Raw genomic sequence first — 14,270 nt, forward strand, 5'->3', positions numbered from 1 at the left:
GCCGCTGCTTGCCGAAATGCAGCGGTTAGGTGTTACCCTCGATCTCACCCACTGCTCGGATCAGGCGTTCTGGGAAGCGTTGGAGCATTACGAAGGATTAGTGTTGGCCAGCCATAACAACTGCCGGGCGCTGGTCCCGCATCAACGTCAGTTCAGCGATGAGCAGTTGCGAGCGATTTTTGAACGAGATGGCGTGATTGGTGCGGCTTTTGATGCGTGGATGCTGCAACCGGGCTGGGTCTCTGGACAGAGCACAAATGAAGCGGTTACACTGAGCACTGTCGTTGACCACATGGATCATGTATGCCAATTGGCGGGCAACAGCCGGCACGCCGGTATCGGCACAGACCTTGACGGCGGTTATGGTCGAGAGCAATCCCCTTGTGATTTAGATACCATCGCCGATCTCCAAAAGCTTGCAGGTTTGCTAGCGGATCGAGGCTATAATGATGATGACATTGGTGCTATCATGCACGGAAACTGGTTGCGTCTATTACGTCAAGCCTGGAACCAATAATACAGAGGTTCATGTCAAAAGAAAGCACAAAATGCGTGAAACATGATACGTGAAACGCGAGAACCATTAGTTCATGGGTACAGTCGGGTTAGGCAATCCCGATTCTGTTACACGATTTCTTAACATGAGCCAACACAGATTGCAATAGATAGGGGAGATTATGAGTGCCGATGAACGCAGTGTAATAGATCTATTCAACTTGCAGGATAAAGTTGCGGTGATGACTGGGGCATGTGGTTGGTTAGGCTCAGCAATGAGCCGAGCTCTTGCTGAAGCGGGTGCGCAGGTTGTAGTTACCAGCCGTGACGGTGGACAGGCTGCCGAGTTCGCTGCATCGCTACCCGGCGATGGACACTTGGGGTTGGGGTTCAGCCAAGGGGACACCGATACGATTCCCGGCTTCGTCGCAGAAGTGGTGGAGCAGACGGGCAAGATCGATGTGTTGGTTAATAACGCTTACGGTGGTACGGCACCGGACATTGATAGCGCTACGGCGGAGGATTTCAATCAGACGTATCATGTCGGTGTAACAGCATATTTTTTGCTAGCGCGAGATGTGATGCTTCACCTGCGCGAGAATCAGCGTCCCGGATCAATTATCAATATCGCCAGTATGTACGGCGTTGTCGCAAGCTATCCGAGTGCCTACGAAGGATTGTCTGCCAACAGTCCGCCCAATTATCACGCGCTCAAGGGTGGTGTGGTGCACTTGACCCGTCATCTCGCGGCGTACTGGGCAAAATATAATATACGGGTCAACGCCATTGCTCCCGGACCATTTCCCAAGCCAGCGGTCAGCGACGGAGTTGAAGGCTTTATCCCGCGTCTGGAAGAGAAGGTGCCGTTGGGACGCATGGGGAGACCAGAGGAACTGAAAGGGGCTGTTGTGCTGTTAGCCAGTGATGCTGGAAGTTATATTACCGGACAGAATCTATTGGTGGATGGTGGGTGGACCGCTTGGTAGGAAACCTATATTGATGACGGACGAAAAAGGACCCCGAAAGTTACATAAACTCTACGTTGATTGTCCCTTCTGCAATGCCGCTATCTTCTCCTTCAAAGGACGATAGACATATTCATTCATCACCGCAATTGCGCCACGATCGGACTGGTCGCGGACGACATCTGCATAAGCCTCTAATGCTTCACGGACGGTAACTAATGCTGTCTCTGCATGTTGGATCGCTTCGGCAGGTTGTTCGTTAGTTTCTGCGATCGCAGCACGACGGATCGCAGCGATCATGTCCAAATAACCGATACCAAACCCTAGACGCCCGATCCAATAATCCACGTAATTTTGTCCCGACGGTTGCGCTTTCTCCCGCGCCCGGTATGCAGCGTCCAATGCCTGTTGATACCCCTGCCGGTCCGCAACCAGTTCATCGGACATCGGTTGAGGTGTCCAATGTTTGGTCAGCATACCGGGTACAGGGAAGGTCAATCCCAACCCATGATCTTCGAGCGCAATCGTTGTCTCTTCTACCTCACGAAATGTCGTCATCATATCTTCAATGCACGCTTCCCCACAGACAGCACGGATCTGATCCCGGTAAACCTCCTGATGCGTTACACTTTCGTCCCAAGCTGCCTTCGCCAAATAGGCAATACATGGATCGTGATCGGCGATAAGCCAATAGCGCGTTGAGAACCCTGCCCATCCGTGCCGAATCAGGTCTTTTGTCAACTCGTGTAGGGAGCCGGTCGCCAGTTGTGGTAATAGTCCCACGTTGTCGTCGTGGAGCGTGTAAATCAGGCTGCAGGCGTGTTCTTGACTCGGGACGTTTTCGAGGACTTCCCGCCGTTTGACAATACGCGACGCGGTGTAGTCCACGAAGTTCAACGTTTCCCAATCGTGAGGCACAAGGTTTCCAAGTAGTGGAAAGAGTTCCTCCGCTACACTGTTGTAGATGAATTTCATGTCGGGCCGGCGGGACTCTTTGAGAGCATGTATCTCATTGAGCAGGCGGTCGTAGAAATAGAGGGCAACGATGTCGCCTTTGACCTCCTGTAATGCCCGTTCTTCTCCGCCGGGATATGCGGAGCGTTGTGGCGCAGCAGTTAGCACATCATTAAGCGAGCGTTGCGATGAAATATTGTATTTAGCATCAAGCGCCTGCCATGCCCGTTCATACAATCCCGACCACTGCCGAAACTCTGGCATCCCCAATGCCACATAATCTACTTCAGGATAGGTATCCACTGTCGCCCGTAGCACAGTCATCGCGAGCTCGGTGAGCGCGGGATCATCAATATCGGTCTCTGCACTTGGCACAACGGTCAACTCTGCTAACTGATGGACCTCTTGGGAATCTTCGAGTAGTGGCGCAAACTCCGGCGGGAATTCGGTCAGTGTAGCGACGATGACACACTCTATTCCGCGTTGGTGTGCATAGTCTATCAGGTTATGTATCAACTGCTCTCCCGCCGCCGTGAATTCCTCATAACTCGCACCACATGGCAGGTCGGGATTCCAGAATTCTTCTTCATCGCTAAATAGGTGACGCCCTACCATGTCGTCAGTGATGGGGTAGTGGAAATCGAACCAGAGCGTCGCCGACTCTCGCTTGACCCCTTGGACCTCGTAATGGAGAAACGGTTGCCAGGGCCAAATGGAGAGCAGAATGCGGTTGAACTTGAGTTTCGCCAGTTGATCAAGCACAGGGCGATAATCTGCCATGCCCCACGCTTCGGGACCGCATGCAAAATCGTTGATAACACGCCACTGACGAACCGACAGTGTTGGCTCCATCACGAGATCCAGATCGGGAAGGTGAAAAGGGAAGGGTGTCGGTAAGACATCACGGTGCAAAAGATAGCGCACACCCCAGCGTTCTACCAACTCATACACCGCCCACAACGTTGCACGCGGACTACCACCTCTAACTATCAGCGATGGACGTCCTTGACATTGCACTCGGCGCAGGATGAACGCCTGTTCATTAGCTGATGGAATCACATCTTCTTCCGTCGTGCCCTGAAAAACGACATCGGTGTCTAGGCTACCAACGAGGAACAGCGTTTCTGCTTCTGCAGAGGCACTCAACATTGGGCGGGTGTGGACACCAAAAAGTTTCTCAAGGTAGCTGCAGAGTTGTTCTGCAGCGAAGCGTTCCAACTCCGGGGCATTCTCGCCGACGATCACAGCAACTTGCGTATTATCACTTGTGTGCGTACGATTCGTCTGCATCCGATGTTTCCTTTCCGTTTCCTTTTGAGGAAACAGTCGCGATTAGAAATCGCTCCTACATGCGTCTGTATCTGCGCAGGATCTTGGCTGAATTATGAGTACGCTTCAATTACTTGGAGGACGCCTTTTTAATCTTGCCACCTTTAGAAAATTCAAGGAACGTTCCCGCTTTGATTAGTTTGCCTTTAGGAGATTCCCAATCCTGTGCTAACGTTACGTGCTTGAGATGACCATTTTCAAAGTACTCTACCCAAGTACCAGCTTTTAACCAAAAACCAGCCGGTGCCTGCCAATCTCGACTGAGCATAAGACCGGTGACTTGTCCATTTGCAGTGTACAAAATCGGCGTATTCGCTCTCGCTTGGGTTCCATCAGGAAACTCTCGGTCTTCAGGAAACACAGATACCTGCGGATTGCCGTTTTCATAGGATTGCAGGACGTGGGATTTCCCATATTTTTTTAACAAGACCTTAAACATTTGGTCCGAGGGGAAAGCCTTTTCCTCGTGCCGATACTTTTCCAAGAAAGACATCCACGTTTCTGAAGTCGCATTCGCTAATGATGAATCAGCAAAAGGTGAATCCGTATCAGATTGTTCAATTAAAGGAATTAGATCAGGATTTTCTTCCAAAATCTTTGCCAGCCAATCGAAACTTAATGGGGTTAAAAGCAACGAGGTATTGTCCTCATCAATTTGGACTTTATACACAATATGAACCGGTCTCCAATGCGACATTGACCAGAGCGTGAACGTAGTATTTGTGAGAAGATTCACATTGCTAGATATCATGTCATCGTTGGAATCATCGAAAAGATCCAAATTAAAATTTGCCATGACGATGTCAGCGAAGTAGGAATCTTCTATCTGAAAAAACTTGATCCGAGCAATGGAGACTTTTCTATTTTCATCGAATATTTTTATTGTGTTGTTCTCAAACACCCACGGCTTTATATTCATTGGCGAAACGTCACCGTCAAGAACTATAAAAGACAGCCATTCTCCTTCGAGTTGGGGAAATTCAACAACGGCTTCGTCTGTGTAGAAAGGGTTTAATGACTGCACAGTATTATCAATATCAATGCAGCCCACAAATATGCTGGATAACAAAATGAGTAGGCAAAGATATAGCTTCGCAGTAGCGGTTGCCCGATTAACCGTAAAAACGAAGCGACTCGTCCATACCGCCGAAGTAACTTGAGAGACTCGCCAGCTTTTGATTTTTTTTCTGCTCATGATTAACATTCCTCCTCAACATGTTAGGGTGACCGTTTCCTGTTTGACAATCTCTTTTACGTGTTTGTAGGGGGCGATCTCGATTAATTCTAGCGTCTCCGGCGACAATCTCGGCTGAATTTCGTCGGGGAACGGGTCAAAGGTCCCGTAGGTGGTGTACTGCGGCATGTAACGAAGTATGAGGAACCGACGGTCTCGATCTTTCGGCTTCCAGACGAGGACACCGTGGGTAAGCAATTCTGAGATAATGACGACATCACCAGCACGCGGTGCGATATTGGTCACGGCTGGATGCGGTTCCGGGTCGATCTCATCACTGTCAGGGACAAACAGATCGGGTGGGCGTAAAAACTCGCTTTTGTGGGAGCCCGGAATCACGACAAGCCCTCCATCACCGGGCATCACATCGGTCAGATAGAAAAAGACAACAAAGAAGTCACAGTAAATCTGTCCATCTTGACAGAAATAGCGGGGCATTTCGGGTCCACCACCCCCTTCCCGCGCACAGTGCAGCGGGTGAAATCGTTGTCCATGGGTATTTCGTCCCAATGTGCCACTGGTAAACCGGGGTTTGTCCCCGGTCAACTCCTTAACGATGGGCCAGGTCACCGGGTGGAAGCAGAGAGACTCCAATGCCTTGTCGAATGCAAAACCATGGGAATAGGGGGTAAAGTCTGGACGTTCTAGATTTGCTCCGAATCCAGGTTCCCATTTTTCGGGTGGGGTACGGATGTAGCGATCGGCTGCGTGCTGGGCTTGTTTTAGTTCTTCGGGACTGAGCACATTTTCCAAGTGAAGATAGCCGGTTACATCGAATAGGTAGCGTTGTTTGGGGGTCATTGAAATCTCCGTCAGTCGTCAAATAGTGCAGCATTTTGTGGTGCGGGGTTCGATAAATCTTCGGTTTTGTCCTCTGTAGTGCCTGTCATCACTTCTTCCTGATCCGAAGGAGAATAAAAATAAGATCCGGGCTGCCATTCCCCAATATCGCCAAGCAACCTTCGCTGCCGAGGCGTACATCGTTCCAAAAGTTCTGGCGATGGCTCTTTATAGTCGTAAGCACGGAAGCAGTGGTGGTTGTAACAATAAATGAGTGTTTTGCGAGCATAATTCGACCTGTTGCTCGCTGCGCCGTGCCATAATGCATGCGGGAAGACCGCTGCGTCGCCAGCTTCCACACAAAGTTGCACCGCTTCGGCGTTGTGAGGGCTTTCTGCGTTTCCAAGTTGTGCTGCTGGAAAAGGACGGTGATGGCTGCCGGGAACAATTGTGAAGTTCCCATGCTCAGGTGTAGTAAACGACGTTAGAAAATATTGGATCTTAATCTGTAGTGGAAGACTATTGGTATTGACCCGTATGCGTTGCATCGCTTGACCACCATCCGGGTGCAGTGCATGCGCAAGCCCTTTATTTTCTGGATTTGGCGGTCGAATCATGGCTTGAGACATACTCAACTGGATAAAGGGACCGAGGAGTTTGAGCACAACCGGAAATGTTGCGGGATGGTCCATCAGTTCAACGAAAATATCGCTGTCCTCAATGATGTTTAGTTTATTAAGTCCGGCATACGGCTTCACGTCAGACCCATCTTGTGGTTCTTCGGAGCGTAGCTGCTCTCGATGTTCCTCATCCATCTGGTCAACAACGGTTGTCAGCTTTTTAATCTCTTCTCTAGAAAGCACACCTCTTAGAACAAGATAGCCATCTTCTTTCCACTGAGATTTCTGTTTATCAGTTAAAACTCCTGTTTCCACAATGATCCCCCTAAGTGCTTAAAGTCTCGCGCCTTGTTGCACACAAATCTTGCTCATTCGTTAAGCCAGATGAAGCACTATACATCTTCTTACAACGAATTACTTTAATTCTGCTTGTGTTTTGTTTACACTTCCGATATAATAAAGGGATAAAATCTTGGTATATTATTTCATTAATACCATGGATTTCAGATGACGCTCAGATCTTGCGAATTTGAGACACAATGGGTAGGAATCTGGGTTAGAGTCAATACCATATTCTAACGACTATTGGGAGTGAAATTTTTATGGCAAACGAATCAATGACCATCCGTGACAATGCGGATGCAAAAATTATTGATGTGAATGAGGATCTCGGAAGTTACGCAGCCGCCGATCTGCGAAAAACAATCGATGGACTGATTGACGGAGCAGCACAGAAAATCATCGTGAATTTAAGTGAGGTTCAACATATTAACAGTACAGCCATCGGTGCGATGGTTGGTTCTGCAAAGCGACTCCGTACGAATAGTGGAGACCTCAAGGTTTACGGTCTAGCGGAGAATCTCAAACGGACATTTGATCTGGTGGGAGCTTCTAGCGTTCTCGAAATCTATGATTCAGAGAGCAGATGTTGGTGTAAAGAAAAGAGATCAAACGCTTGGGCTTGGTCTATACGTATAATGGTTGCGCCAAGTCCCTAGCTTTTCAACTTGGTGTTCTGGTATGACTCAAGCACAAAAGACAGAACAGGAAGTTCTTAAACTCACAGTCCCTAGCTGCCTAAAGTATATCCGTCCAATCCAGATGTTTATCGGACAACTGGCACAGCAGCTTGGGTTTTGCCGGACCCGTATCTATGATATTGAACTTATAATTGATGAAGTTTGTAGCAACGCCATCGAACACGGCTCAGAGACCCCTGATTCAGGAATTGATTTGACCCTCACGTTCGATTCAAGCAAATTAGAGATTCATGTTCGAGACAAAGGCAAATCTGTACGGAAGAATTGGCTGGCAACAGGGAGGAATGACTCCTGATAGTGAACGCGGACACGGCATATTTCTCGCGGAAAAGCTCTCAGATTCCCTCCAAATACTGACCAATCCCATCGGGGGAACTGATGTTCAAGTTGTTTTCTACTTTTCCACAAGCAACGCTTCTTAACACGTAAAGGGACAGACTAATGGAATTTAACGTTTGTCACAGGGCCGGGGTTATCATATTCAGTCCAAGTGGTGAAATCATTGGAGATGCCAGTCGTGAGTTTCGGGAAGTAGTTGCCGAACAACTTGCTTCAACTGCTGAGGCACCCAAATTTTTGTTTGATTTCGCCGCCGCCCCAATGATGGATAGTACTGGACTGGGAGTGTTAATCGGAACACGTTTAACCCTTATGCCTGAAGGCGGGCAGGTTGCCCTCCTCAACCCTAGCTCGAAAATAAAAACTCTAATCGCTGCATCGAAATTAACCACGGTGTTTGAAGAGTATTCAAACGAGGAAGAAGCGATCGCGGCGCTGACATCCGGCTGAAATGGGATGAGAGATTGGATGGAAGTGTCGTATGTGGTTTATGTCGTGATCCTTCTATGTCAGCTTTTTAACCATTCTGACGAGTGTGCCAGACTTCTCGTAAGTGACATCATCCATGCATGATTCGATCAGAAAAAGCCCTCTACCACTACTTTTAAAGAGATTTTCGGGCTGCATTGGATCTGGAACTTCGTCACGGTTGAAACCTGGTCCTTCATCTTGGATGACAACTGTAAACAGATCTGGCTGAATAATGAATTCAAAATATGCGCGTTTCTCCGGATCTTCCTGATTCCCATGTTTTATTGCATTAGTACCCGCTTCGACTACTGCCAGATTGATTTGGTCGTTTGACTCTTCATCCAACGCCATCTGGTTAAGAATTTCCGTAATGATAGCATGCAAGGTGTGAACCCACCGTAGTGAGCTGGGAACATCTAGGCGAATCACTTGTGCAACTGTTTGTTCCACTTGGTCTTTTCTCCCATATCATTTGGTTAGCCATTGCCGGGGCACGAAGTGGAAAGCGTACGACACCAAAGGCGCATGTAGTTAGGCATACCCATTGTTATTGTTATTTGACTGACTGAACCATTTTCGCATAATTGCGGGAACATCATCCTGAAGAGGTAATAATCTTATGTCAGACGAATCATCGCGCATCCGCGAAAGCGGAGATGTCAAAATTATTGATGTCAGCAATTATTTGGGAAGCTACGCGGCTGCTGAGTTACGCGAAATGCTTGCAGACCTTGTCAACCAAGATGTTCAGAAAATTATTGTGAATTTGAGTCAGGTTGAGCATATCAACAGTGCGGCTATTGGAGCGCTTATTGGCACTGCGAAGCAGCTTCGCCTTACAGATGGAGATGTCAAGATTTACGGCTTGGCAGAAAATATCAGGCGGACATTTGATTTAATCGGAGCCTCTGACATCATTGAGATTCACGATTCAGAAGATAGCGCCCTTTCCACGTTCTAGGGCACGTTGAGAAACTACCCGTCAATTCCTTTCGACTTCTTATCACATCGGTTCATACCCATCAATAGCAACAATCGTAATATCATCGTCTTTCGGTCTGCCATTGCTAAATTGGTGCGTTGTATTGAGGACGGTTTCCACAAGGACAGATGCTGGTTGAGCGATTTGCTGCGTGATGACCTTCTGGATACCTTGAGGGGTGAATTCCTCTCCCCGTGAATTTTGGAGTTCATAAGCACCATCAGTATAAAGAAATAGTCCATCTGAAGGCGTGAAAGGGTAATGGTGCGTTTGATACGTCGAGTCTGGCAGTAATCCCAATCCTTTTCCTGTTGACTGATCTCCGATAGGTTTACAGACATTGCGCTGACGCTGGACCAAGAATGGAAACGGGTGCCCTGCGTTCGCGTAGTGTAGTGTCTCACTGGAGAGGTCGATAACGGCACAGAAGGCCGTTGCGAACATATATTGTTGCGAACTGATCATCTTGTTGAAACGGGTGTTTAACTCTTTGAGCAAGCGTCCAGGGTCGTCTGTTTGAACGCTCATCTCCTCGACAATCGTTTTGATAAACACAGTGATGAAGGCTGCGGAAACCCCATGGCCCATCACATCGGAGATGAAAACGCCTAATCGTCCGCTCTCAACCTCCCACAAATCGAAAAAATCTCCACCCACCACAACCGCAGGTGTGTAGTGTGAAACAATCCGGAATCCCAATAAATCCGTGATTCCTTGAGGCATTAGGCTATCCTGAATTTCACTTGCCATTTGCAGCTCTTTGTCCAGACGTTCATTATGCAGCCTGAGTTCACGGTTAACTTGTTCAAGTGCATCATGGTATCTTTTGATACGCACCAACGAACGAACACGCGCAAGGACCTCGTGACTATCGAACGGCTTAGATATAAAATCGTCGGCACCTGCCTCAATTGCTCTGATCCGATCTTCCTTTTCTGAAAGCGCGGTTACCATCACCACTGGAATAAATTGTGTGGCCTCCTCCGCACGAATCTGCTGACAAACCTCAAATCCATTCATCCCTGGCATCATAATATCGAGCAGAATCAGATCGGGTGCCTCAGCCTGCACCAGTTCCAATGCTTCCTGACCGCTGTTTGCTGCGAGAACCGTGTATCCATCCGCTTGAAGCCGAATTTGAAGCAATCGGATGTTTTGCGGCTCATCATCCACAACAAGGATTCTAGCGTTAGATGGTTTATTCATTATTCTCGCATCCTTCAAGAGGAGACATGGACCGATTACGGTTTACGGGCCCGGAGAGTATTTAGGGGCAATTATACCATAAACCTATTCTTATCGACACCACCCAGATCCGCTAGTGCTTCATCTTCAGTATCGTATAGATCAAAGACATTATTGAGTTTAGTGATAAGCAGCAACGATCTAACAGACCTGTCAACATTTGAGAGCAACAATTTTACCTCGCGTCGCTCCAATGAAGTGCGCAGAGCAACCAACATGCCCAACCCAACACTGTCCATTAAGTCAACATCTTGGAGATTCAGGACGACATTTTTTCCACCATTGTCAACCAACTCCTGAATTTTATCGCTCAGTCGGATTCGATCTTCGCCGAGGATGCTGCCTGAAACACGGAGAATAACATTCTCATTTTGATATTTGACTGTAATATCCATGATAATCTATTCCTATTTGAAATATATAACTAAGGGGTCCGGATAAAGTTTATTGAGAGGTATACATTATCGGTAATCATCAAAATCGCAAGCTAGAAATTTGCGCCCTGATTTATCCCTCCCATAATTAAGCACATCTTTCAATTTATCATAGCGCCGTATTGAGCGTCAATTGTTTTTTTCTATAGACTGTCTTGTTCTCTGCTCTAGTTGAGTCCTCGGAAACCACAGCCTATTTGCATGTTTACGCATTGAGATAATGTTCTACCAAATCCACCAGTACATGCGTATCAACTGGCTTGCTGATATAGTCGTCACAACCTGCGTCGCGAAACTTCTCTGGTTCTCCTTTCATCGCTGCCGCAGTGAAGGCAATAATTGGCACATGACACCATTCGGAATTGGCTTTAATCTGTCGGGTCAAGTCTTCCCCACTGATACCGGGAAGCGCAATATCCATCAGAATCAGATCCGGCAGTCCAGCTTGTAATATCGCCAGTGCCTGGTCCGCATCAACAGCCTCAAGTACTTCATAGCCCTTGGCGTTTAACACAATCCGTACAATCTTTCGATTCATTTCGACGTCTTCAACCACTAGAATCCGTTTGGTGCTCATGAGTGTGTCTCCGCCTCCTGAGTTGGCGTTCGCAAACGTTCGATCCGTTTGATTGTGGCTAACAGTTCTTCTTTGACGTTACCCGTCTTGGGGATAACCGACTGAATCTGACCGTTGAGACGATCTCGATCTTCGTCAGTAAGATCCAACGCTGTGCAGATAATAATAGGAATGTCACAGGTCCGCGGATCACCGGTCAAATGCCGAACGACTTGGAATCCATCCACTTGAGGCATCATCATATCAAGAATAATTAAATCCGGCGATTGAGAAATTGCTGTTTCAATCGCCTCGCTTCCGCCATACACCTTCAGGACTTCATACCCATCGTTAGTCAGTACAGTGGACAATAGGCGCACCGTCTGCGGATCATCGTCAACGACCAGGATACGCGGTGAACCGTCCCGGCTAGGCAGTTTTAGAGATTGAAGCGAAGCGAGAAGTGTTTTTCTGTCAATAGGTTTGACTAGATGGTCCACCGCTCCTAATCCAAACGCTAGTTGCCGTTCTTCCGTTACTGAAACAATGATGACCGGAATCGATTGCAAGTTTGGTTTTGTCTTCATTTCCCTCAGTACTTGCCAACCATCCTTTTTCGGCAACAGAATGTCAAGCGTGATTGCAAATGGTTGTATTGCGGCAGCTTTTGCGATAGCTTCTTCGCCATCTGCGGCATACTCTACCTGATAACCTGCCTCTGTCAGGTAAATCCCCAAAAGCTGAGCGGCTTGTTCATTGTCTTCAGCCACTAAGATGGTACGATTATTACCAAAGGCAGCAGTTTCAGGCTTAGAGGCATCTGGCGTAGTGACTTCAACCTTTTGTTCCTGTTGGTGTAGCGGGAACGTGAAGGAAAAGGTGCTCCCTTCGTTTATCTCGCTGTCAACCCAAATTTTTCCGCCATGCAGCTGAATCAGGCGATTGGTCAACGCTAGTCCCAATCCAGTACCACTATGTGCCCGGGTACTTGAAGCGTCGATCTGTGTGAAGGGTTGAAACAGTTTTGCCCGATCCTGTGGCGAGATTCCCACGCCAGTATCAGTTACCCTCCCCAGCAGCGCGGAACCGGAAGCTTCAAACTTCGTAGTAACCTGCCCGCCTTCATCGGTGAACTTGACGGCATTGGAAAGCAGATTGTAGAGAATTTGCTTGAATTTGATCTTGTCTGCTTCTATCGAAACATCTTGATCCAATTCGAAGGAGAGTTGAATCTGTTTCCGATTTGCAAGAGCATTAACTATCGTATTGACCTCTGTCATCGCTTCCTTAACAGAGAAATTTTCTAGTTGTAAATCCATCTTGCCAGCCTCGATTTTTGACAGATCGAGGATATCGTTAATCATAGTGAGGAGATGATTTCCACTGGTGTGGATGTCAGTAACCAATTCTTTTTGGTCATCATTAACAGCACCTAGGATTTCATCGCGCAAAATTTCAGAAAATCCGATAATCGCGTTTAACGGTGTGCGGAGTTCGTGGCTCATAGTGGCAAGAAATTCACTCTTGGCGCGGTTTGCATACTCAGCAGCATCTTTGGCTTCCTGCAGTGCGATCTCAGCTTGTACTCGATCCGCGATGTTCGTGTTAATACCGACCCAATTGATAATTTTCCCCGAATCGTCCCGCACAGGGGTACCAATAAAAATGAAAGTTTCATAGGAGCCATCTTTTGCCTGAAACCGACACTCACCGCTATATGTCTCGCCGCGTGTGTATGCACGTTCCCATTTTGCGAGTACGTCCGGAAGATCCTCTGGATGTAATGCTTCTGCCCACCGGGTCCCCAATGATTCCTCGTCGGTGCGCCCAGAAAATTCATGCCAAGCTGTGTTCAGAAGCGCGACCTGACCATCAGCATCTGCGACCCAAATGATCTGTGGTGCGGCTTCAATGAGTGTCCGATAGAGCGCCTCTTGGGAAGCTAGTGCTCTTTCCGCTTCCTTCTGTTTGGTCACATCGCGCCACGTTGACCGACTTGCGACAATCTTGCCGGTTTCATCACGCATCGGTGTAGCTTGCAAAAGCACGTCAATAGTACTGCCATCTGCCCGGCGAAGGGTCCGTTCCTGCCTGATAACCTCGCCTGTTTCGACGAACGCTTGGGAGGTTTGCTGTGCAGCATCTATTGATTCAGAAGCATATAGTTCCAAGAAGGAATTGCCCACAATCTCCTCTTTACTGCGACCAATAACATCTGCAAGGGTTTGGTTACACTCCAAAATATCTCCAGAAACCAGATCAACGACAGCCATCATATCCGGCGCGTTTTCGTACAGATCACGATAGTGGACTTCTGCTTGCTTGCGTTCGGTAATGTCTCGTGCAACGGCATAATACAACTGCTCCTCCACGGATACCGTTGAACTCCACAAGAGCCACTTATACGAACCGTCTTTGCACAAATAGCGATTTTCAAAGGAAACGACATCTTCGCCGGTTGTCATGATTTTCTGGGCTTCGGCGATTGTCGCTTCTTGGTCTTCAGGGTGAACAAACTCGATGAATGGCTTAGTTTTAAGTTCCTCCACTGTAAAGCCGAGCGTTTTTTCCCACATTGGGTTCAGTTCCTTGAAATGACCATCGAAACCGGCGATACACAGCATATCCAGCGATAGGGAAAAAAAGCGGTCGCGCTCAGTGGTATCGGCAGGAATAGTCATGGTAGTTTATCTCCTTCATTTTTCGGTCTCGAATTTTGCTAATCCGGGAAGCGAAAGTCCGAACTTTCAGAGCTTTTTTGAGAGGAATAACGAAGCTCTCCGAAGACTGGTTTGGCAAAAATTACCCTACACACTCCCTGAGCAT

General features: G+C 47.8%; 15 protein-coding genes. 6 read left to right on the forward strand and 9 right to left on the reverse strand.

Features of this window, described 5'->3' with window-relative positions:
- Positions 1–517 (forward strand): dipeptidase (locus J4G02_07185; GenBank protein MCE2394359.1); only part of this gene is annotated, 517 nt, incomplete at its 5' end.
- A gap of 160 nt (positions 518–677) precedes the next feature.
- Positions 678–1,481 (forward strand): SDR family oxidoreductase, encoded by an 804-nt coding sequence (locus tag J4G02_07190; GenBank protein MCE2394360.1) that lies wholly within the window; start codon positions 678–680, stop codon positions 1,479–1,481.
- A gap of 51 nt (positions 1,482–1,532) precedes the next feature.
- Here J4G02_07190 and J4G02_07195 read toward each other — a convergent pair whose 3' ends face one another.
- The 4 genes from J4G02_07195 to J4G02_07210 all read right to left on the reverse strand — a co-directional run bounded on the left by J4G02_07195 (position 1,533) and on the right by J4G02_07210 (position 6,692).
- Positions 1,533–3,704, reverse strand: coding sequence for a hypothetical protein (locus tag J4G02_07195; GenBank protein ID MCE2394361.1), 2,172 nt, complete (start codon positions 3,702–3,704; stop codon positions 1,533–1,535).
- Positions 3,705–3,813: 109 nt separating this feature from the next.
- Positions 3,814–4,938, reverse strand: a complete 1,125-nt coding sequence (locus J4G02_07200; protein ID MCE2394362.1) for a hypothetical protein — start codon at positions 4,936–4,938, stop codon at positions 3,814–3,816.
- 15 nt (positions 4,939–4,953) lie between these two features.
- Positions 4,954–5,778: a phytanoyl-CoA dioxygenase family protein gene (locus tag J4G02_07205; protein ID MCE2394363.1), complete on the reverse strand. Its 825-nt coding sequence runs from the start codon at positions 5,776–5,778 to the stop codon at positions 4,954–4,956.
- A gap of 11 nt (positions 5,779–5,789) precedes the next feature.
- Entirely contained in the window at positions 5,790–6,692 is a 903-nt protein-coding gene (locus tag J4G02_07210) for a phytanoyl-CoA dioxygenase family protein (protein MCE2394364.1), read from the reverse strand.
- Positions 6,693–6,979: 287 nt separating this feature from the next.
- On the opposite strand from J4G02_07210, the gene J4G02_07215 reads away from it, so the two are divergent.
- The 3 genes from J4G02_07215 to J4G02_07225 all read left to right on the forward strand — a co-directional run bounded on the left by J4G02_07215 (position 6,980) and on the right by J4G02_07225 (position 8,206).
- Positions 6,980–7,375 (forward strand): STAS domain-containing protein, encoded by a 396-nt coding sequence (locus J4G02_07215; protein MCE2394365.1) that lies wholly within the window; start codon positions 6,980–6,982, stop codon positions 7,373–7,375.
- Positions 7,376–7,397: 22 nt separating this feature from the next.
- Positions 7,398–7,712 (forward strand): ATP-binding protein, encoded by a 315-nt coding sequence (locus J4G02_07220; GenBank protein ID MCE2394366.1) that lies wholly within the window; start codon positions 7,398–7,400, stop codon positions 7,710–7,712.
- A gap of 146 nt (positions 7,713–7,858) precedes the next feature.
- The gene (locus J4G02_07225) at positions 7,859–8,206 is read left to right on the forward strand and encodes an STAS domain-containing protein (protein ID MCE2394367.1); all 348 of its coding nucleotides are present in this window, start codon (positions 7,859–7,861) and stop codon (positions 8,204–8,206) included.
- Positions 8,207–8,260: 54 nt separating this feature from the next.
- Here the strand turns inward: J4G02_07225 and J4G02_07230 are convergent, their stop codons facing one another.
- Complete coding sequence (locus J4G02_07230) at positions 8,261–8,677, reverse strand: ATP-binding protein (protein ID MCE2394368.1); 417 nt, start codon at positions 8,675–8,677, stop codon at positions 8,261–8,263.
- Between the two features lie 169 nt (positions 8,678–8,846).
- On the opposite strand from J4G02_07230, the gene J4G02_07235 reads away from it, so the two are divergent.
- A complete protein-coding gene (locus tag J4G02_07235; protein ID MCE2394369.1) occupies positions 8,847–9,188 on the forward strand; it encodes an STAS domain-containing protein in 342 nt (113 codons plus the stop codon).
- Positions 9,189–9,230: 42 nt separating this feature from the next.
- On the opposite strand, the gene J4G02_07240 is transcribed toward J4G02_07235, so the two are convergent.
- The 4 genes from J4G02_07240 to J4G02_07255 all read right to left on the reverse strand — a co-directional run bounded on the left by J4G02_07240 (position 9,231) and on the right by J4G02_07255 (position 14,125).
- Positions 9,231–10,415 (reverse strand): response regulator, encoded by a 1,185-nt coding sequence (locus J4G02_07240; protein ID MCE2394370.1) that lies wholly within the window; start codon positions 10,413–10,415, stop codon positions 9,231–9,233.
- Positions 10,416–10,486: 71 nt separating this feature from the next.
- On the reverse strand, positions 10,487–10,849 hold the full coding sequence (locus tag J4G02_07245; protein MCE2394371.1) for an STAS domain-containing protein: 363 nt from the start codon (positions 10,847–10,849) through the stop codon (positions 10,487–10,489).
- A 244-nt stretch (positions 10,850–11,093) separates the two neighbouring features.
- Positions 11,094–11,465: a response regulator gene (locus tag J4G02_07250; protein ID MCE2394372.1), complete on the reverse strand. Its 372-nt coding sequence runs from the start codon at positions 11,463–11,465 to the stop codon at positions 11,094–11,096.
- Positions 11,462–14,125 carry a PAS domain S-box protein gene (locus tag J4G02_07255; GenBank protein MCE2394373.1) on the reverse strand — a complete coding sequence of 888 codons (2,664 nt, stop codon included), beginning with the start codon at positions 14,123–14,125 and terminating at the stop codon, positions 11,462–11,464. Before J4G02_07255 ends, J4G02_07250 begins: the two co-directional genes overlap by 4 nt.
- Positions 14,126–14,270 lie beyond the last annotated feature (145 nt).

This window comes from Candidatus Poribacteria bacterium (assembly GCA_021295755.1).
Classification (GTDB): Bacteria; Poribacteria; WGA-4E; order WGA-4E; family PCPOR2b; genus PCPOR2b.